This is a genomic window from Vibrio sp. VP6 (genome assembly GCF_028823755.1).
GTDB lineage: Bacteria > Pseudomonadota > Gammaproteobacteria > Enterobacterales > Vibrionaceae > Vibrio > Vibrio parahaemolyticus.
In genome coordinates this window covers 11,534-31,449 of record NZ_JAPEID010000050.1, presented here as the reverse complement: position 1 = coordinate 31,449, position 19,916 = coordinate 11,534, and the positions used below count along the sequence as shown (strand labels likewise).

Here is a 19,916-nt window from a genome sequence, read left to right as displayed (position 1 = left end):
ACGCCTGTACCGGAAGGTGCGCTTGAATCGCTAAAAGGAGGTAAGTAATGGCAAAGAACTTAGCTCAAAATGCTGGCAAAGAAGCGGTTGAAAAGCTTGGTTGGTGGCGCGCGCATCGGTTTCTGATTTTACGTCGGCTATGTCAGCTCACCATTATTGCGCTGTTTATGGCAGGGCCGACATTGGGGGTTCTAACCGGTAACCTCTCATCGAGTATGTTGCTCGATACGGTCCCTTTAAGTGACCCGTTAATAGTGCTTCAAGCTTTGGCGACAGGGCATATCCCGGAGTTTAATGCGTTGTTAGGCGTAGTGATTGTCGTGGTGTTCTACGCGATTTTAGCGCCGCGCGCATTTTGTGCTTGGGTATGCCCGTTGAACATCGTGACGGACTTGGCGGCGTGGCTGCGCCGAAAGTTCAACATTAAAGCGAGCTATCGTTGGTCTCCTGCTATTCGCTATTGGCTGATCCCAGTTTTGATGTTGGGCAGCGCGCTGTCTGGCGCGATTCTTTGGACATGGTTAGATCCAGTAGCGGCACTGCATCGTGGATTGGTGTTTGGTATGGGCGCAGGTTGGGTGCTGATCGCACTGGTGTTCGTACTGGACTTACTCTTGGTTGAGCATGGGTGGTGTGGGCACTTATGTCCACTGGGAGCTACCTATGGCGTGATAGGCCGAAAAAGCCTGTTGCGCGTTACCGCTGTTCGCCGCGAGGATTGCACGAAATGCATGGACTGCTTTTATGTTTGCCCAGAACCAGAAGTGCTTCGGCAGCCTTTGAAAGAGGGAGATCGTCGAGTTATGGATCAAAACTGCATAAGTTGTGGCCGCTGTTTGGATGTTTGTCCAGAACATGTGTTTGAATTCAAAAATCGCCTTAATGTGAAAAACATCGACTAAGTCGATAAGTCACTCATCAACCTTTTTCTTGCCTTTTACACATCGCGCTCACTTTCATCATTGGGCGCGATGTTTTCTGTATTGGTCATATCCTCAGTGCACTTAGAATCGCAACAGTGCGTATGTGACCATAAATAATAATGATATTGCGAATTTGTTACATTTGAAGCTATGATGATGACTTCATATCTAAAGGATGCATCATGAATACCTCTTCTCACGGCTGGAGAACGCCGCAAAATTTCCTTCTGTTGATCTCGATTATTGTGCCCATTGTCTTTTCTACCTGGATGGCTTTGCTGAATAACTTTGTTATTGAAAAAGCGAACTTTGATGGGGCGGACATTGGCTTGTTACAAAGTGTGCGTGAAATACCGGGCTTTTTAGCCTTTACCGCCGTGTTTGTGTTGTTGTTTATCCGCGAACAACGATTCATGTTGGTGTCTTTAGCGATGCTAACACTTGGTACAGCATTAACAGGTTACTTTCCCACTTTGTACGGTTTACTTTTTACGACCTTGTTGATGTCCACTGGTTTTCACTACTTTGAAACATTGAAGCAGTCCCTGTCTTTGCAATGGCTATCGAAAGAAGAAGCGCCAGAAATGCTAGGCAAGTTTATCTCGGTCGGCGCTCTGGCTTCTCTGTTTACCTACGGCGCGATTTGGATTTTTCTAGAGCAGCTTAAATTTGATTTCAAAACCGTGTATTTGTTGGCGGGTGGCGTTGGCTTTGTGTTGATCATCGTGATGGCACTGGCGTTTCCTCAGTTCAAAACAGCTGTGCCACAAAATAAGAAACTCGTACTGCGTAAACGCTACTGGTTGTATTACGCGCTTACTTTTATGAGTGGTGCGCGTCGACAGATTTTCACTGTATTTGCGGGCTTCCTGATGGTAGAGAAGTTTGGCTATTCTGCCGCAGACATTACCTTACTGTTTTTGATCAACTACCTGTTTAACTTTTTATTTGCCAAGCGCATTGGCCGTTTTATCGGTGTTGTCGGTGAGCGTAAGGCATTAACGTTTGAATACGTCGGTTTGATTTTCGTCTTTGTAGGCTATGGTTTGGTGCAAACGGCGGAATGGGCTGCGGCGCTGTATGTTGTCGACCACTTGTTCTTTGCGCTCGCCTTGGCGATTAAAACGTACTTCCAGAAGATTGCTGATCCGGCCGATATGGCATCGACCGCTGGCGTTGCGTTTACCATCAACCACATCGCAGCGGTGGTGATTCCCGTTACATTCGGGATGATTTGGTTAGTGTCGCCTTCTAGCGTTTTCTACATCGGAGCGGGTATGGCCGCCGTTAGCTTGTTGTTGTCACTCAATATTCCAGCGAAGCCGGAAGAGGGGAACGAAACGCGATTGTTGAGGTGGAGTTAGTGCTCACTACTCAAAAGACTAAGCCATAATCTGGATAGAAAAATGGGATGCATCGGCATCCCATTTTTATGATTATCTCGCGTTAAAACGGATACCAGAACAGTTGTGTGTCCATAATACGTTTGCTGATTGCAGCAATCACTATCACCGCAATCCCCGTCATACAGATCATATCGGCTTTGGTCAGGGGTTTTAGACTGTACCAGGTGCGAGATGAGTGACGGCCGAAGCCACGCAACGTCATCGCGTTTGAGATTTGGTCGGCTCTGTCCAAACTAGAGAAAATCAGAGGGCCAAGAATCTTCGCCACGTTCTTCATACGAGTGAACAACGGAGCCTTCTTACTCAGTTCTACTCCGCGTGCTTGTTGCGCGTGCATGATGTTAACAAAGTCCTTTTTCACTTCTGGCAAGTAGCGCAGCGTTAAGCTCACGGCATAGGCGATTTTGTAAGGCACACCTAAGCGGTTCAAGCTGGCTGAAAACTCCGTCGGGTGAGTGGTAAATACAAACACCAATGCGATTGGGAACATGCTGAAGTATTTCAACGTCACTGTTACTAAGTAAAACAACGTCTCTTGAGTGAGCGAGTAATTACCGGGTAACGAGAGTAAAACCGTTGATGAGCCCATGAACTCAGTACCTTGTTGTGGCGCTAACGCGAACATAAACAGGGTATTGATCAGCAATACCGTGCCTGTACCCAGTAAAAGCGGTTTGTAGACATGAAATGGCACTTTGGTCATTTTCAGTAAGCCTAAACCAAGCACGATCAATAGAGCGATGATTCGCAAGTCAAATGTGGTCAACACCACCGTCACCCAAGCAATGAAAAGCAAGAACTTAGTAATGCCATTCAACTTGTGAAGTGGCGATTGGGTATCGATGTAGTTGATACCAAACTTCATCTTATTGTCTTTCATGCCACTGCTTTCTCTGGTTGGTTTACTTCGCTGCTTTTTTGTTGGCGGTGCGCTTTTTCTACATTGATAAAATGCTGCATAAAGCCATTGGTGTCTTCGATGCCAACTTTCGTAGCCAAATCAAACAGACTTGTTGTGGTGAGGTTTGCTTGGTCTAGTAGCTCTGGACTGCTGAATACCTGCGTCATTGGTGCATCCGCGACTAATTTACTGTCTGCAATCACGATAGAGCGCGTAGTGTATTCCAGCACTAAATGCATGTCATGAGAGATGATCATCACGGTTACGCCCAACTCGCGATTGAGCTTTTCGATGAAACTCAGCATAGACGTGTAGTTCCGGTAGTCCTGACCTGCCGTCGGTTCATCAAGGATCAGAAGCTCTGGTTCCAAGACCAAAATTGACGCAATGGTTACGCGCTTTTTCTGGCCGTAGCTCAATGCTTCGATTGGCCAGTGACGGTATTTGCTCAAACCGCACAGCTCAAGGACTTCAAGTACTTTAGCTTCGATTTGTTTCTCTTCAACGCCACGATTACGGAGGCCGAAGGCCACTTCGTCGAAAATCATGTGATGGGAAATCATGTGATTCGGATTTTGCATCACCACGCCCACTTTCTGGCTGCGCTCGAAGATGGTCAGTTCGTTTAGATCTTGACCATTCATGCTCATTGAGCCGCTATCCGCTTCAATAACGCCCATAATCAGTTTGGTGATGGTCGATTTACCCGAGCCATTTTTGCCAAGTACAGAGACAAACTCGCCACGCTTGATGTCAAAACTCACGTCTTCTAGCGCATTTTTCTCACCGTCGTAAGAATAGGTGAGGCCACGGACTTCAAGCAAAGTCTCGGCTGGCGTTTTAGGTGGTTGTGCTGTTGAACCATCAAACCATGCTTGTACTGCTGGTTTATATTGCTCCAACGGTAAGGTAGTTAAGCTAGAAGGTTTTGCATCGCCCTCAATCGCGCAGCCTGCTTCTTTCAGAGCCGAAATATAAAGCGGTTCGCGGATGCCGTAATCTTCTAGCAGAGGCGACGCTAAAATTTCATCTGGCGTTGTATCGGCAATGATTTCGCCGCTTTCCATCAAGATAATACGGTCAACTGAGCGATGCAGAACGTCCTCAAGACGATGCTCAATGACTACGATGGTTTTGCCCGTTTCGCGGTGTAGATCATCGATGATCTCGATGGTTTTTTTACCCGTTTTAGGGTCAAGCGCAGCTAGTGGTTCATCAAACAAAAGGATATCGACGTCATCGACGAGAATGCCCGCCAAAGAAACACGCTGTTTCTGCCCGCCAGATAAATCGTGGGGAGAGCGATCTAACATCTGTTCCAAGTCGACCATTTTGGCCGTGGCTTTGACTAATGGGTACATGTCGATGTTAGAAGTTAGCTGGTTTTCCAGCGCAAATGCGATGTCTTCGCCAATGCTCAAGCCGACAAATTGGCTGTCCGTATCTTGCAGTACGGTGCCAACTTGCTCAGTGTATTGGTGCATGTCGAAAGGGGCGGTGTCTTGACCATTGATGGTCAATGTTCCACTGGTTTCCCCTTTGATTGCGTGTGGGATCAGTCCGTTAAGACATTGCCCAAGGGTAGATTTACCACTACCACTTGGACCAATAATGACGATTTTCTCTCCTTTCTCTATCCTTAGATTGATATTTTTTAGCGTCGGTTTGTCCAGCGACTCATATCTAAAAGAGAAGTTAGAAAATTCGATTGTCATTCGACATTAAGCCTCTGTTAAGTTACGGCTTTGCTTGTTACGTTTAGCGACAGACTTAAGAATGAAGAAGCCAACAATAGCAATAAGAATGGTGTTACCGATCGCGATAATAGAAAGCTGGGTAAACACTTTAGTGAACGGTTCTGCGTACAAAATCGTGTCGAGGAATGCAGAGCAACCGTAACCAAATACGTTGCCTAATAGTGCAAGTACCACGAATAACGCGAAGTCTTTCATATTGAAATCACCTTTCTCCAAACGGTAGCGCGTTAGAGAAGGGAATAGACCGATAATCAAACCAACAATACCTGAGCCAAGTACCCAAGTGAGCCATACGCCCCAACCTGCAAATAGGTCGGTGACCCAGTGGCCAATAAAACCAACAAGTGGGCCAAATAGTACTGAGAACAATGCTAATACTGCCATTGCTGGTTTTAGCGTTGTGTTCGCAAACACAGGGATGCCAAACATAGGTAAGCCACCGATGCCGTAAAGAGCAGCACCAATTGCAATAACCACAACGGTTTTAGCAGAAAGATTCATAGATAACCTCAGTTCAATTGTCGATTTTAAAGAACGTTCATTTATATTGTTGGAAAGCATTGGTTATTTGATTGTGTAACATATATCCAAAACAACCAAGCTGCTTATTGTTTGCTCTATTTTTCTTCAGGAAATGTGTGATTTGATTCACGTATCCCTTTGACTGGCTTTGTTTTTTAGCAAGCATTAAAAATAAGGCGCGCATTATACAGAATATTGATAAAAGTGGGAATGCTATCTGTCTGGATGGCTAGAATGAAATCGGAGGCTGATTGTCAGCCCCCGATTACACTTTTTGATGCTATTTTCATCGATAAATGAATGAGCTAGCAGTTCATTAATGGTCTAGGTACAAATAGTTCTGCCAGCTCTTCATGCGAATAAGCACTTTGCGCATCACTGATACGTGAGTAAAGCTGTCTGAGTAAACTGCGACTTCAACCGCAGTACCCATTGGCAGGTGGTATTCGCTCAAATCGTCCGTGATTTTTAGCTTCGCAAATACACGTCCGCTCGTGCGCAAGGCATCGGTACCAAGTAGAGCACCTCTGGCTTGAATTTGACTTTCACCAATGGCCGGAATCACGTCAATGACTTCGCCACGGAACACTTTGCCCGGAATTGCGCGGAACATAAATTCAGCTTCAAAGCCCGGCTTCAAACGTTGTAGCGAGTTTTGTCTGAACGCAGCGGTGTACGTAATGTCTTCGGTATGCACAAAGGTCATTGCAGGAGCAAGCGGTAACGGCACAGCCATCACACCAGGACGCAAAGCCAATTGCGTAACGTAACCATCGGTTGGCGCACGAACGATAGTTTGTTCTAGGTTAAACTCTGCTTTACGCAGCTCTGCGAGAAGTTGCGCGACTTGAGTGTTTTCACCACCAATTTCAGAGTCCAGAGCGATTTGCGCTTGTTCTTGTTGCAAAATCGCAACGTCTAGCATGGCTTCTGCCGCTTTATACGCTTGGCGTCGAGTATCTAAATCTTGTTCAGTAAACGCGCCGCGATCAAAGCCTCTTTGATATCGGCTAAACTCTCTTTGCGCTTTATCTCTATCAGCTTGTGCTTTTAAAACCGCAGCTTCTGCTTCTCTTAGATCAGACTCTAAACCCAACGCACCTTGGCTTGCTTCTTTGACTTTCGCTTCAAGGCGAGCGACCTCCGCTTCAAATGGCACAGGGTCTATTTTGAAGAGAATATCGCCGGTTTTGAGCGGTTGGTTCGCTTGAACTGGCACTTCCACAACGCGGCCACGTACACCAGAGACGATAGGCGTAGTTGGGAACACTTGGTTACCTAACTGAGTAAATGGGTGGTTGTAGTTCATAAGCAGCACAAGTGTGCCCACCAATACTACGCCACCAAGTACAGCTGTCGGGACCGTCCATTTGTTTAGAGGAATATTGAAGATTTTAAAAATGGCGATACAAAGAGCTGCGTAAGTCAGAATCAGCAATAAATCCATTATTCGTCCTCTTTACTTTGTTCAGTCAAAGGCTTTTGCTGAATCTTTTGTTTTTTCAACATCGATACTTCGTTTTTGAGTTCGTTGACTTCGTCGATGAGTTCTTCAAGACGGTGATGAATGTCGTGTGTTTCTTGCTCAAGTTGTTTGAAACCCCAACCACGCTCTTTGCGCCACAATGTTGCCCATATCCAAAGGAATGGCCAAAGTGCGTGCAGTGTGAACAGGCTGACCCAACCTGCGTAGTGAATTGCGTCTTGGTGCGGGTGTTCACGCTCTTTAGCAATTTCATACGGGATGTCATGGATAACAATGATTCCGTAGAAGATAACTAAAGCAACGAAGATGAGTAACCCAAGTGCAAAATAGTCTAGAAACATCTTACTTACCTGTGCTTGTTGCGAATTGGAAAAACTTACGTAAATTAACGGTTTAAGTATTTGTCTTAACTATAGATGAATCAAGCGCTTTTTATGTGCGAATTATGTTTATGCGATATCAGTACGTACTGATAGTTGTAGGCAAGTTTGGCGAGATTGAGTACAGATTTAAACAAAAAGTGAATGGATTCGGGTAGGGCTGATAAAAAGCATGATAAAGCCCCAGATTTCAACTGGGGCGTGGCTTAAAGTTCGGTACAGACTTGGTTTCGGCCATTGGCTTTGGCACGATACAAGGCTTTATCGGCGCGGTAGAAGGTGCGCTGAGTGTTTTCCCCTTCGCGATGGAGTGTAATACCGATGGAAACGGTTAGGCCGCGTTCGCCAAGAATGTCTCGCCATGCATATTTAAAAATACGCTCGCGGTAGTTTTCAGCGTGCATTTCTGCGCGTTCCAATTGGCTGTTCTCAAGAATTACAAGGAACTCTTCACCGCCAAATCGCACGCACGATGCACCTTTAAATTTGAAGTAGGCTGCCAGCTCCTGTGACACACTTTTGATCGCTTTGTCACCCACCAAATGGCTCAGTTCGTCATTGATGGATTTGAAGTGATCGATGTCGATGACCATCAATGCGAATGGAGTGTCGTGCAGCAACATGTCTTTCAGTTTTACCTCTAACCAGCGGCGGTTGTGCAACGAGGTAAGGGGATCGGTAAATACGTCTTGTTGTAACTGAGCTACGGTATTTTTGTGTTGTTTGGTCGTCTCTTTAAGCTCTTTATTTTCAATCTCAGACAGAATGAGCTTTAACTGCAATTCAAAGCGAGACAATCGACGCAGTTGAGCCGCGCCCAATTCGCTGATTGGGATGTGTTTTATTAAGTCTGATTCAATACGAAAAGCGCGTTTCTCACAGCTTAAAGCTTGCTGAAACTGCCCTTGTGACGCACTGACTTTGCTCATTGCGTTGTAAAAACGTTTCGCAAGAATGGGCGAAGAATGCTTTTTAATTCGCTTCCCGATGGACTCCAATAGTAAATTGGCCAACGAAGTGTGGCCAACACCATTCAAGCAATACGCCGTTTCAATTTTGACCATGGTTGAGAGCCAATAGGTGGTCGCACTTCCGGTGGTGTACTTAATGCTGGATATGGAAAGCAGCGCTTCGGAATACTCTTCTTGCAGACGATGCAATTTAGCGCGATACAAATGTGTTTGAGCGGCGAGGTTTTTGTCGCTTACTAGGATGCTGAGCTCTTCACATTCACCCAATAATTCGCTGGCTTCGGCCACGCGTTTTAGACTGATGTAACAGGCGAGCATATACAGTTTGTAACGCAAACGAAGTGAGCGACTGCTGATGGCGTGATCAATCGCGTCGATCTTTTGGTAGTAACGTAGAGCACGGTTGTGATCGCCATAAGCATCACATAAGTTGCCCATGCCAATGATCGCTAAAACGTATTCGTCGATAAAACCGTATTCCACTGCGATGTTGGTGGAGGCGATGTACTCGGTGAGGGCAGAATTGTAATCACCAACTTCAACCAACCGTTCGCTTAAACTTGCTTTGACCGACAGTATATCTTCGACATCCTCAGGTAATGAGAGCAGTTCTAATGCTTGTCTAAGCTCTTCGATACTGTCACAAAGCTGTTTGATTTCGCGGCGGTATTCTGCGCTGATAATTAGGCAATGTGCTTTTTCACGGCTGGTGGACGCAATGTGTCGACCGATATGTTCCCAAAGCGTGATGGCTTCTTCCCCAGAAACAGAAGAAGGATCGATGCCTGCGTCAGTGACTTTGCTAAGCAGTAGTTCCATTCTTCATTACCTCAATATAGCTTTCTTCCAACTGCTCTAAAGTAAATGGGAAAGTCAGGATGTCTTGTAAATACAATGTCGGTTTTGGCCCTTTGAGGCCACGTCGTTCCCATGGATAAATGTCTAACATGGCATGCACGGTTCGGTAGAGCTCTTCTGCGGCTTGATCTTTTTCGGCAATCAACATAGCGAGTCGATCGCTAGATAGGCGTGAAATGAGATCGCTTGGCGTCGTTAATGAGTGAACCAGTTCAGTACACGCATCGAGAAATGCAGGATTGGAGTGGCGAATCATGATCACCGCATGGTTAGAGCGTTTAAGCTCAGTCTTAAATAGAACCAGTTGTTCCCACCAGTACGTTTCAGAAACGACGTTAGAAAACTGCTTTTCGGGATCGTATTCATGTTGAGAGCGAATACGATTGATGAGCTTGCGAGCACGTTGTTCGAGTTGGCGTTTTGAGCCGCGCGCTTTATCCATGCTGACACGATTGGTCTGCTCTTTGAGCATTTTCAGTGCATGTTTGCGGTATTTTTTAAACGCATTAAATGCCGCTTCGAAATCGCCTTGCTCTTCAGCAACGCGAGATTGCTGAAAACAGATCTGACTTAGCAGTTCGCCGTTATCGAAATTAAGCGCGGATTCTTCTGCGGCAAGCAACAACTCGGCTGCGCTGTCTGTGTTTTTACGCAGTAGCTCTAGTCTTGCTCGACTGATGAAAGAGTGTGCTTTCATCCACGTTAGATCGTGCTCAATGGCCAGCTTGTGCGCTTTTTGGGTTGCTTCTTCCGCAGCGTCTAGGCGTTCTAAGCCAAGGAGTGCCAAGCCTTTAAAGTCCCAAATTTCGGCTTGCCAAGTGCTGTCTTCATGGTCTTTGAGCACTTCTGTTGCGCCATCAAGTACCGTTAGCATCTCAATAAAGTTGTTAAGGAGATAGTAGTCCCAAGCAAGCAGAATGCGAGCTTTACCTTCTAACCATGCAATTCGGACGTTGTTTGCCACTTTAACTGCAAGCTCATGAGTCGATGCGGCAAGTTTGTGTTCGTTGGTGATGCGCCAAACATTGCCAAGACCAATCAGGGATTCAATCTGAATCTCAATATCATCGACCAAAGCCGATTGCTCCAAGGCATTAATCCAATATTGCTGCGCCGAGTAATATTTGGCTTGTCCCCAGTATTGAAGGGCGAAGATATGCAGAATTTCTGGAAGGTGATCGTCAGTGTCCAGTTGGATTTGCTTATTGTAGGCGTCTTTGATGAATTTCAGCCCTTGGCGATATTCCATCAAACACCAACAACTGTGCGCCATGACGAGTAACGCTTTGATTTCACCGTCAATAAACAGTATTTGTTCCGCGCGAATGCGGCACTGCTCGGCGAGGCGAAGAGTGCGTTCAGGGTGCGTTTTCACTTGCCCTTTGAGTGAGTTAAGCTCGTCTTCTAGCTGAATTTGGGTTTTATCCAACGTTCACATCCATGACTATCGAACTGGAATTTACACCTAAATAATAAGTGGTTAGATGCGTACTTCATTACGAGTGCAGCATGAAAGCCACATCATAAAATATCAGGTGCCGTAATGTATACCGTCACTGCCCCTAATTACCACATCTAAATGAGTTAAATAGTTACGATAGGAGCTGCTTAATGGTTAGAGGTGCGTCAGTGACTTCTAGCCTTTGTGCGGCAGTAAGACCTTGTTTGTCCTGATAGCACAAATTATGCCAAGCTCTGAATATATCTAAAAGAGGTAAAATTCCGGCAGGTCGCAATTTGCGACGTGGCTCGTTAATGAAACTTTCGAACAACAGCTGGAAGCGATTTTGATAGAACTGCACATGGCGAGTTGTTGCAACGTTAAACCACTTTTCTGGTTCATTTTTATCGCCAGCAAGGTAGCAAATGCCTTTGTGGCTTTCGCCTTGACTGGAGATCGCCCAGCGATCGCGCCACCAACTCATGTAGGCAATATCCACTTTGCCAAACGGAGCGGTCATGTCCCAGCCAGCGTCTTCTTCTACATACATCAGATCGACGTTTTTCTCTTGAATACGAGACAAACAAACGCTCAACGCTGCGGAGCGGAGCAGGGGATCTTGTGGCATGTAAATCGAAACCCGCTTGGTAGGGCAACACATATCAAGTACATGCAAATAGTGCGCGTACGAGGTGTAAGGAGGACGAACTAACGCGCCTTTCGATGGGTAATGAAATACCGATAAGTTACCGAGCGGATCTTCGACGTTACCACGAGCCAAAATCGTTTGGTATTTTTGGTCAATACGCTCTCTAAGGTGATTAGAAGGTTCCGCTGGTGGCTCACTTGCTTCCGCTGTGTACTCTTGAGAGACAAAACGAGAAACTTCGTCGTACGGGTTGTGATCCAGCGTCGCGATAGGTTCTTCATCCGAAGAGTAGTTCACGTGTTGGCAAAGAATGTAGCCCGAGTGCGCTTCACCAGACACAATCCAGTACACACCATTATTGCTGTGTGGCTGCAACGCAATGTAGCTGGAAGCCAACTCGTAGTGACTGGCGTGATTAACCCAACGAGCATCAATGGTCGCGAGCTTACGACGACAACGACTGGCGATGTGGTCAACGTGATCATAAAACGTTTTTGGGTTGATGCTGAGTTTGCGGCAAATTTCGCGCACGGAATAACCGGTGAACAAAAGGCCCATCAGGTTTTCTTGAAACTGCAGCTTTTTATTGGCGCCAGACCATTTATCGACAAAAGTGCTTTGACACGCTTTACAACGGTAACGTTGACGATCGCCACTGTAACCGAAAGCGTGATAGAGGTGTTTATGAGTGTGGACAGAGAGTCCGAAGTTGTCACACGCGTCGTTGCGACAAGCAGGTAACCCGTCACTGTGGACGTGTCGGAGGCGATGAAGTTCGTTCACGACATCGCGGTTGTTAAGTAAGGGGGGGAAAGCTCCACATTCACGGCATACCATCGCCGGACGCTTAGGGTTCGCATGTTGCAGAACGTAACGCTTTGCATCACTCAATCCAAAGTTGTCACACGCCAATGTTTTACAAAAGTTGAGTTGTAACCCATCTGCGTCTTTTGGCAGTTCGCCGTTAGACACAATCGCCCCCTCGGGATAATTCGGGCAGCCAGTCAGGCACTGGCTGCAAATTATTACTTAATAACTTCTTAGATGTTGATTGCTGTTTCAAGTGCAACTTTCATCATGTCGTTGAACGACTTTTGGCGCTCTTCTGAGCTTAGTTTTTCGCCACGGATGATGTGGTCAGAAACCGTTAGGATAGTTAGAGCTTTCGCGCCTAGGTCTGCAGCTACGCCGTAGATACCTGCCGCTTCCATGTCTACACCTAGGATGCCTAGTTTTTCCATCTTCTCGAAGATGTCTGCTTCTGGTGTGTAGAACAGGTCTGCAGAGAATACGTTACCTACTTTCACTGGCACTTCTTGAGCACGAGCTTGCTTAACCGCTTCTTCTAGAAGGCTGAAGTCAGCAATTGCAGCGAAATCGTGGTTGTTGAAACGGATACGGTTAACTTTTGAGTCTGTAGAAGCACCCATACCGATAACAACGTCCATTAGGTTAACGTCGTCACGTACCGCGCCACAGCTACCTACACGGATAACGTTTTTCACGCCGTATTCAGCGATTAGCTCGTGTACGTAGATACAGCATGAAGGGATACCCATACCGTGACCCATTACAGACACTTTTTTACCTTTGTAAGTGCCAGTAAAGCCGAACATGTTGCGAACGTCACAAACTTGCTTCACATCTTCAAGGAAAGTTTCTGCAATGTATTTAGCACGCAAAGGGTCGCCTGGCATTAGAACTGTTTCAGCGAAATCACCTGGTTGTGCGTTGATGTGTGGGGTTGCCATAAGTGCTCTCCAAAGTTTTGTTCTGATAAAACGCATCTATTATAGGATGCTATTACCAATTCTGTTGAACTTGTTCGTTTTCGTTGAGGCAATAATATCGGGACGTACAGTGATCCCTTGAGAGGTTAGTCACAAAAACCACCCTTTTCGAAACTAACCAAGCTATTGATAACTAAATCTGTTGAAAGCAAAAAGGCAATCGATTTGCTTTTGAGCGATTTGTTGATTGCGCACACAAAACAGCCAAAGAAAAAGATAAATATTTTTTAAATCGAGCTGATCGAAATCGCGGAGGAGTAAGTAAAACGATTAAATTGTACAACTAATTTTCTTGTACAATTTAGGGGGGCTTGCTATAAGTTATACAACTAAACTTTTTGTATAGGGGTGACGTTGCTATGGAATCTTCAATCAAAGTAGGTATCAGTTCTTGCGTGTTAGGTGAACGCGTGCGTTTCGACTCTGGTCATAAAGTCAGTAACTTTGTGACTAAAGAGCTTAGCAATTATTTTGACTTTGTTTCTGTATGCCCAGAGGTGGGGGTAGGCATGCCGGTGCCACGCCCGACGATTCGTTTAATCAGTAATGAAGAACGCATCGCGTTGGTTGAAACGAAAAACCCCGACAATGATCACACAGATAACATGCTGACTTACTCCGCAAATAAAGTGGATGAGCTTCAAAATGAGCAATTGTGTGGTTATATCGTTTGTGCCAAATCGCCAACATGCGGTATGGAACGCGTAAAAGTGTACAGCAAAAACAACGCTGCAAAAGAAGGGGTTGGTCTTTACACGAAAACGTTGATGGAAAAAATGCCGTGGTTACCTGTCGAAGAAGATGGACGCTTAAATGATCCCGTTCTTAAAGAGAACTTCATTACTCGCATTTACTGTCTCAACGATTTTTATGAATCGATGGCAGGTGAGCCGACACGCGGTAAGATCATCGATTTCCATTCTCGTTACAAGCTAACGCTTATGGCGCACCATCCAGAGTCGTATCGATCTTTGGGGCGCTTAGTCGCAGATGTTGCCAACTATGAGATTGACGAGTTTTACCGAGAATACCGATTAGGTCTGATGACGGCGCTATCGAACCGTGCCAGTCGCAAAAACAACACGAATGTGTTGATGCATCTTCAAGGGTATTTCAAACGCTCTCTAAACAAAGATGAAAAAGAAGAACTCGCGACCGTGATTCAAGACTATCGTACTGGCACGCTGCCATTACTCGCGCCACTAACATTAATTAAACACTATCTAAATGCTTATCCAGATGAATATCTGCAAAAACAGAAGTTTTTAGAGCCACACCCGCAGGAGATGAGATTACGCTATGGTTTGTAGTTCAGAAGAAAAACTATACGCAATTCGAGATGTTGCAGAGATTACGGGCGTTAAGCCTGTGACGCTGAGAGCTTGGCAAAGACGCTATAACCTAATCCAACCGCAAAGAACGGAAAAAGGACATCGCTTATATTGTCAGCAAGATCTCGATACGATTCGTGAAATTCAAGGTTGGCTATCCAAAGGCATTGCGATCGGCAAAGTGAAAGGATTGCTCGGCCAACCGGATGTAGAAACCAGTGCAGAAAACCATTCGCTTGAAGAGGTGGAAGCCGTACTGTCTGGGTTGTCGCAACTCAATCGTGGCAAAACGGAAAGCGTCCTTTCATCGGTATTGAAAGAGTACCCGCTCAACTTAGTCGTAGATCAGTTTATCAATCCTGTGTTTGAAGCATTGGATTTGGTTAAAGGCTCGCTGCGCTCTTTGCAGATGGGATTGTTCCAAACCTGTTTAATCACGCGTTTGGCATTGGTGATCGATTCTGAAAACAAAGCATCTACTAAGGGGAAATGTCTGTTGATCAGCTTTGAACAAAGTCGAGATGCAGAAAGTTGGATTCAGGCGGCGAAGTTGTGCGAGCAAGGTTACCACATCACCTTAATCGACAAGGTGGACGACGTTTCTGGCTTGGTGGGTCACGACGTAATTGAACGCTACCAGCGTGTTTATGTGTTCTCGAATAAGGCGCTACCTGCCAAGCAAGTGGAAGCATTCAAAGCGCTGTTAGCGCGGTATCCTGAGCAAGTGCAGTGTTCGGAAGTTATTGAGAAACTTCATCTTGCACAAACACAGATTCAGTAAGGAGACCACATGATTCTGGTTTGGTTTAGGCGCGATTTACGCACGTTAGACCACACGGCGTTAAAGGCGGCACTTGATACAGGACAACCTGTTGTTGCTTGTTTTGTTGCAACGCCAGAACAGTGGCAAGAGCACCACATGGCGCCGATGCAGGCGGATTTAATCGCCAGGCGTCTTGAGCATGTTCATCAAGAGCTCACAGAGCTAAACATTCCTCTTCTGTATAAAGAAGTTCCGCGTTTTGATGACTGTACAAAAGTCATTTGCGATTGGGCGGATAAGCTCAACGCAATGGCGGTAATGGTCAACATCAATTATGAAGTGAATGAAGTTGAGTTGGATAGAAAGGTATCTCAAGCACTGGATAATCGTGGGGTAGAGTTTCACGCCTTTCACGACAAATGCGTTCATGCGCCAACGACCGTACTCAACAAGCAAGGCGAGTATTTCAAAGTATTTACGCCATTCAAACGAGCATGGTTGCAAAAGTTTTCCTTGCCAACGGTATCCAAGCCTCAGAGACAAAATGAACTGCCTAGTGAGCAGTTAGAAGCGGTAAAACAAGACGGTTTTGATGACGATTTTACGTTCTCTTATCCGAGGGAATCGAGCGAAGCTTGGTGTGCATCGACCAACGACATTCTCAAGCAATTGAGGACGTTTGCACGCGAGCGTAGTGACGGTTACCAGATGAAGCGAGATTTCCCCGCTATCGATGGTACGAGTCAGCTCTCGCCTTATCTTGCCATCGGAGCATTGTCGCCAAGACAGTGCATCGCGAGGTTGTATGCTGAGAATCCACAACCGGATTTGTCAGAAGGCAAAGCAACGTGGCTGAGCGAGATCATTTGGCGTGAGTTCTACCAGCACTTATTGGTGTTTGAACCTAAACTTGTCAAAGGTCGCGGATTCATCGACTGGGAAGACAAAATTCAATGGTCTTACGATGAACAAGCTTTTGAATGTTGGAAAACGGGGACGACTGGATATCCAATTGTTGATGCGGCAATGCGTCAGCTCAATCAAACTGGCTGGATGCACAACCGACTTCGTATGATTGTCGCAAGCTTTCTTACCAAGGATTTACATATCGACTGGCGCTGGGGCGAAGAATACTTTATGAGCAAGCTCGTCGACGGCGACTTTGCGGCAAATAATGGTGGGTGGCAGTGGTCGGCATCGACTGGCTGTGATGGCCAACCATACTTCCGTATCTTCAATCCAATAAGCCAAGGCGAGAAGTTCGATTCCGACGGTCAGTTCGTGCGTCATTGGGTGCCAGAAATTAAGAGTGTGCCGAATAAGTTCGTCCATAAACCATGGACTTGGGAGGGATTTTCTTTACTGGAATATCACAAGCCGATGGTTGATCACAAGGTTGAAAGAGAGATAACCTTACGGCTCTTCAAAAGTGCCAAGGAATAGAGTGAAATGCTTAGCAAAAAGCGATCAATGAGTTTTGCAAAACGAACCCTGTTATCTGTCTCGTTATCATTAGTGAGTGGATTGTCATTCGCCAAAATGTACGAGTTACCAGAGGACGGCAGTCGTTTGATTGGTCGCCTCGAAAACCACGTCGTGCAAGAAGGCGAGACCATGGCAAACATCGCCAAGCATTACGACGTGGGTATGCTAGCGTTGATGGCAGCGAACAAAGGCGTTGATCCATTTCTTCCTCAAGAAGGGCGCGTGCTTACTATTCCATCTCAACTTATTCTTCCTGAAGTTCCTCACCAAGGCATCGTGATTAACTTGGCAGAGCTGCGTTTGTACTACTTCCCAGAGGGCGAAGATGTGGTGCATGTTTTCCCTGTTGGTATTGGGCGAATTGGGCGAGATACACCAGTGATGACAACCAGCATCAGCCAAAAACGTCCGAACCCAACATGGACGCCACCTGCGTCTATTCGTGCAGAATACAGAGCGAAAGGGGTGGATTTACCTGCGGTTGTGCCAGCAGGCCCCGACAACCCGCTTGGGTTGTTTGCACTTCGTCTAGCTTACGGAAATGGTGAGTACCTTATTCACGGTACCAACAAAGATTTCGGCATCGGAATGCGCGTGAGTGCTGGTTGCATTCGTATGGACCCAAGTGATATCGAATGGTTGTTCGACAAAGTTCGTCGTGGTGAAAAAGTAAACATCATCAATCAGCCAGTGAAAGTGTCACTAGAGCCGGATCGTAGTGTGTTTGTGGAAGCGCATGAACCGTTAACTCGCAGCAATGGCGAGAAAGATCATTTACAAGTTCCGAAAGAATTGAGCTGGTGGCTAAATGAATTTGGATTGACGAATGTGAAAGCGAAAGCCGTTATTGCCGCTCAGAATGGGGTTCCAGTAGAAATAACCGCGCCTTAACGGGCGTTAAAGCGCGGAACAACATCTTACTTAGTGTAAGACTGAGCGATGTTATCGATACGCTCGTTAGCACGTGCTGCTTCTTCTTGAGCAGCCATTGCTGCGTCACCTGATTTTTGAACGTCAGATTGAAGAGATTGTACGTCTTGGCTTAGTTGGCTAACTTGGTTGCTTAGTTCATCTAGTTTAGCTGCGTTTGCTGTTGCTGCGTCATCAGATGAAGCACAACCTGCTAGTAGAAGTACTGAAGTTGCTGCAGCTGCGATCAACGTTTTGTTCATATAAGAACTCCTTGCTTATAGTGAAAGTCTCGCCCTATAACTCTTTTTTTATACAGTAGCGAGGTTAAATGTGGTTACATTTTATCAGTACATGATGTAGCAAAAGTCAAAAAAATCCAAGAATTTCATGGAGTACCTGACGTTAACTTTTACCTGAGCCTAACAAAAGTAATTACTCATCCTTTCGATTGCTCCCACAACAGTCCACATAGCAGGTATTTTTGCCACGTTCCTGATATCAATAATTTAGACGATATTGACACAAATGAAAGTTTCTACCCCTAAATAACTGCAATCGGCTTAGTTCTACGAAGTGAATTCGACACTTTTATGGGCGTGTTTTTTCTCGAACTCTAGCCAAGGTTTTCGCCAGTTACCGCCGACGTTTCTTCTTCACTGGGCTGCAAATGATGTTTTGTTTTCATCCGTGGGAATTAGTTTGTGTGATCTCTATCTATACTCCTATGATTTGCGGTATTATACCGAGCTTTATTTTTTTGCTGCGTTAGAGCGGAAACGACATTACAGAGCGCTCAGACGCTGACTGATTTATTGGAGAATACTTTGCAATTTAAAGATCTAGGCCTAGACAACCGATTGTTGAAGAACCTAAAACACTACGATTTTAAAAAACCGACTGACATTCAAAAACAGGCTATTCCTGTTGCGATTGCAGGCAAGGATTTATTGGCATCTTCGAAAACGGGTTCGGGTAAGACTTTGGCGTTTGTATTGCCAATGCTTCACAAGTCACTGAAGACAAAATCGTTTTCAGCGAAAGATCCTCGTGCTGTGATTCTGGCTCCAACGCGTGAGTTGGCTAAACAAGTGTATGGCGAACTTCGCTCTATGCTGGCTGGTCTATCTTACGATGCAGCGTTGATTCTTGGTGGTGAAAACTTTAACGATCAAGTCAAAGCACTGCGTCGTTACCCGAAATTCATCGTGGCAACACCAGGACGTTTGGCTGACCACCTAGAGCACCGCTCTCTGTACCTTGACGGTTTGGAAACGCTGATTCTTGATGAAGCAGACCGTATGTTGGATTTGGGCTTTGCGCCTGAGCTACGTCGTATCCATAACGCGGCGAAACACCGTCGTCGTCAAACGTTGATGTTCTCAGCAACGTTGGACCACGCAGAAGTGAACGATATTGCTTCTGAAATGCTCAATGCGCCAAAACGTATCGCAGTTGGCGTATCTAACGAAGAACACAAAGATATCACGCAAAAATTCTACTTGTGTGATCACCTTGATCACAAAGAAGCGATTCTGGAACGCGTACTTTCTGAAGCGGAATACCGTCAAGTGATCATCTTTACGGCAACGCGTGACGATACCGAACGTCTAACCGCGAAGCTGAACGAGAAAAAACTGAAGGCCGTTGCACTGAGTGGTAACTTGAACCAGACGCAGCGTAACACCATCATGAGCCAGTTTGAGCGTGCGGTGTTTAAGATTCTGGTAACGACTGATGTCGCTTCTCGTGGTTTGGATATTGCGACAGTGACTCACGTCATCAACTTCGATATGCCAAAGCATACAGAAGAATACGTGCACCGTGTTGGTCGTACTGGCCGTGCGGGTAACAAAGGTGATGCGATTTCTCTTGTTGGTCCAAAAGACTGGGATAGCTTCAAGCGTATCGAAACTTACCTACAGCAAGATCTTGCATTCTCAGTGTTTGAAGATTTGAAAGGTAAATTTAAAGGTCTGAAACCACCTAAGAAAGATTTCCGTAATAAGAAAGCGACGACGAAAAAAGCGCGTCCTCAAGCGAAGAAAGTGGCGAAGCAACCAGCTAAACGCGACAAGAGCTTCTACAAAAACGTATCGGTGGGTGATGACGTGTTCATCCCTAAGAAAAAGCCTGCGGCACCAAGCTCTGAAGAGTCATGATCGCCTCAGTTCTAAACTGATTCTAATGCATATAAAATCCGAGTGTTCGCACTCGGATTTTTTTATGCCCGTCACTTAGCCAACCCTTGTCTTTTCTTACTAACCGTTTCTCCCAATGCTTATATTTGTCTGACTTCATATAAACAGCACAGATTGCTAATTTAGCAAGATGTTGATTGTGT

Annotated in this window: 17 protein-coding genes; 7 read left to right on the top strand and 10 right to left on the bottom strand. The window is 45.8% G+C overall.

Annotation, left to right across the window (positions count from 1 at the left end; genetic code table 11):
* The first annotated feature begins 47 nt into the window (after nt 1–47).
* Nucleotides 48–902, top strand: coding sequence for a quinol dehydrogenase ferredoxin subunit NapH (gene napH / locus OU793_RS21730; RefSeq protein ID WP_025559569.1), 855 nt, complete (start codon nt 48–50; stop codon nt 900–902).
* A gap of 203 nt (nt 903–1,105) precedes the next feature.
* Nucleotides 1,106–2,287 (top strand): MFS transporter, encoded by a 1,182-nt coding sequence (locus OU793_RS21725; RefSeq protein WP_140103241.1) that lies wholly within the window; start codon nt 1,106–1,108, stop codon nt 2,285–2,287.
* 82 nt (nt 2,288–2,369) lie between these two features.
* Here OU793_RS21725 and OU793_RS21720 read toward each other — a convergent pair whose 3' ends face one another.
* The 9 genes from OU793_RS21720 to deoD all read right to left on the bottom strand — a co-directional run bounded on the left by OU793_RS21720 (nt 2,370) and on the right by deoD (nt 13,045).
* Nucleotides 2,370–3,209 carry an energy-coupling factor transporter transmembrane protein EcfT gene (locus OU793_RS21720; RefSeq protein WP_140103240.1) on the bottom strand — a complete coding sequence of 280 codons (840 nt, stop codon included), beginning with the start codon at nt 3,207–3,209 and terminating at the stop codon, nt 2,370–2,372.
* A complete protein-coding gene (locus tag OU793_RS21715; protein ID WP_140103239.1) occupies nt 3,206–4,945 on the bottom strand; it encodes an ABC transporter ATP-binding protein in 1,740 nt (579 codons plus the stop codon). The genes OU793_RS21720 and OU793_RS21715 overlap by 4 nt, the downstream gene beginning before the upstream one ends.
* Before the next feature lie 6 nt (nt 4,946–4,951).
* Nucleotides 4,952–5,488, bottom strand: coding sequence for an ECF-type riboflavin transporter substrate-binding protein (locus OU793_RS21710; protein ID WP_159404393.1), 537 nt, complete (start codon nt 5,486–5,488; stop codon nt 4,952–4,954).
* Between the two features lie 337 nt (nt 5,489–5,825).
* Complete coding sequence (locus OU793_RS21705) at nt 5,826–6,956, bottom strand: HlyD family secretion protein (RefSeq protein WP_005478401.1); 1,131 nt, start codon at nt 6,954–6,956, stop codon at nt 5,826–5,828.
* Entirely contained in the window at nt 6,956–7,336 is a 381-nt protein-coding gene (locus OU793_RS21700) for a DUF3302 domain-containing protein (RefSeq protein ID WP_025575899.1), read from the bottom strand. The genes OU793_RS21705 and OU793_RS21700 overlap by 1 nt, the downstream gene beginning before the upstream one ends.
* 245 nt (nt 7,337–7,581) lie before the next feature.
* Complete coding sequence (locus tag OU793_RS21695; protein ID WP_005478159.1) at nt 7,582–9,165, bottom strand: GGDEF domain-containing protein; 1,584 nt, start codon at nt 9,163–9,165, stop codon at nt 7,582–7,584.
* Entirely contained in the window at nt 9,149–10,633 is a 1,485-nt protein-coding gene (locus tag OU793_RS21690) for a hypothetical protein (protein WP_005462926.1), read from the bottom strand. Before OU793_RS21690 ends, OU793_RS21695 begins: the two co-directional genes overlap by 17 nt.
* 163 nt (nt 10,634–10,796) lie before the next feature.
* Nucleotides 10,797–12,266, bottom strand: coding sequence for a lactate dehydrogenase (locus OU793_RS21685; RefSeq protein ID WP_080525696.1), 1,470 nt, complete (start codon nt 12,264–12,266; stop codon nt 10,797–10,799).
* A 68-nt stretch (nt 12,267–12,334) separates the two neighbouring features.
* Entirely contained in the window at nt 12,335–13,045 is a 711-nt protein-coding gene (gene deoD, locus OU793_RS21680) for a purine-nucleoside phosphorylase (protein WP_005462930.1), read from the bottom strand.
* A 398-nt stretch (nt 13,046–13,443) separates the two neighbouring features.
* On the opposite strand from deoD, the gene OU793_RS21675 reads away from it, so the two are divergent.
* The 4 genes from OU793_RS21675 to OU793_RS21660 are packed head-to-tail and all read left to right on the top strand — an operon-like array spanning nt 13,444 to nt 17,554.
* Entirely contained in the window at nt 13,444–14,394 is a 951-nt protein-coding gene (locus OU793_RS21675) for a DUF523 and DUF1722 domain-containing protein (protein ID WP_017447269.1), read from the top strand.
* Nucleotides 14,384–15,196, top strand: a complete 813-nt coding sequence (locus tag OU793_RS21670; RefSeq protein WP_140103238.1) for a MerR family transcriptional regulator — start codon at nt 14,384–14,386, stop codon at nt 15,194–15,196. Before OU793_RS21675 ends, OU793_RS21670 begins: the two co-directional genes overlap by 11 nt.
* Before the next feature lie 9 nt (nt 15,197–15,205).
* Nucleotides 15,206–16,621 carry a deoxyribodipyrimidine photo-lyase gene (gene phrB, locus OU793_RS21665; protein ID WP_069493304.1) on the top strand — a complete coding sequence of 472 codons (1,416 nt, stop codon included), beginning with the start codon at nt 15,206–15,208 and terminating at the stop codon, nt 16,619–16,621.
* A gap of 6 nt (nt 16,622–16,627) precedes the next feature.
* Nucleotides 16,628–17,554 (top strand): L,D-transpeptidase family protein, encoded by a 927-nt coding sequence (locus OU793_RS21660; RefSeq protein WP_140103237.1) that lies wholly within the window; start codon nt 16,628–16,630, stop codon nt 17,552–17,554.
* A gap of 26 nt (nt 17,555–17,580) precedes the next feature.
* Here the strand turns inward: OU793_RS21660 and OU793_RS21655 are convergent, their stop codons facing one another.
* Nucleotides 17,581–17,835, bottom strand: coding sequence for an Lpp/OprI family alanine-zipper lipoprotein (locus tag OU793_RS21655; protein WP_005462467.1), 255 nt, complete (start codon nt 17,833–17,835; stop codon nt 17,581–17,583).
* A 552-nt stretch (nt 17,836–18,387) separates the two neighbouring features.
* Here OU793_RS21655 and OU793_RS21650 point away from each other — a divergent pair.
* Nucleotides 18,388–19,734 (top strand): DEAD/DEAH box helicase, encoded by a 1,347-nt coding sequence (locus OU793_RS21650; protein ID WP_005499754.1) that lies wholly within the window; start codon nt 18,388–18,390, stop codon nt 19,732–19,734.
* The last annotated feature ends 182 nt before the right edge of the window (nt 19,735–19,916 follow it).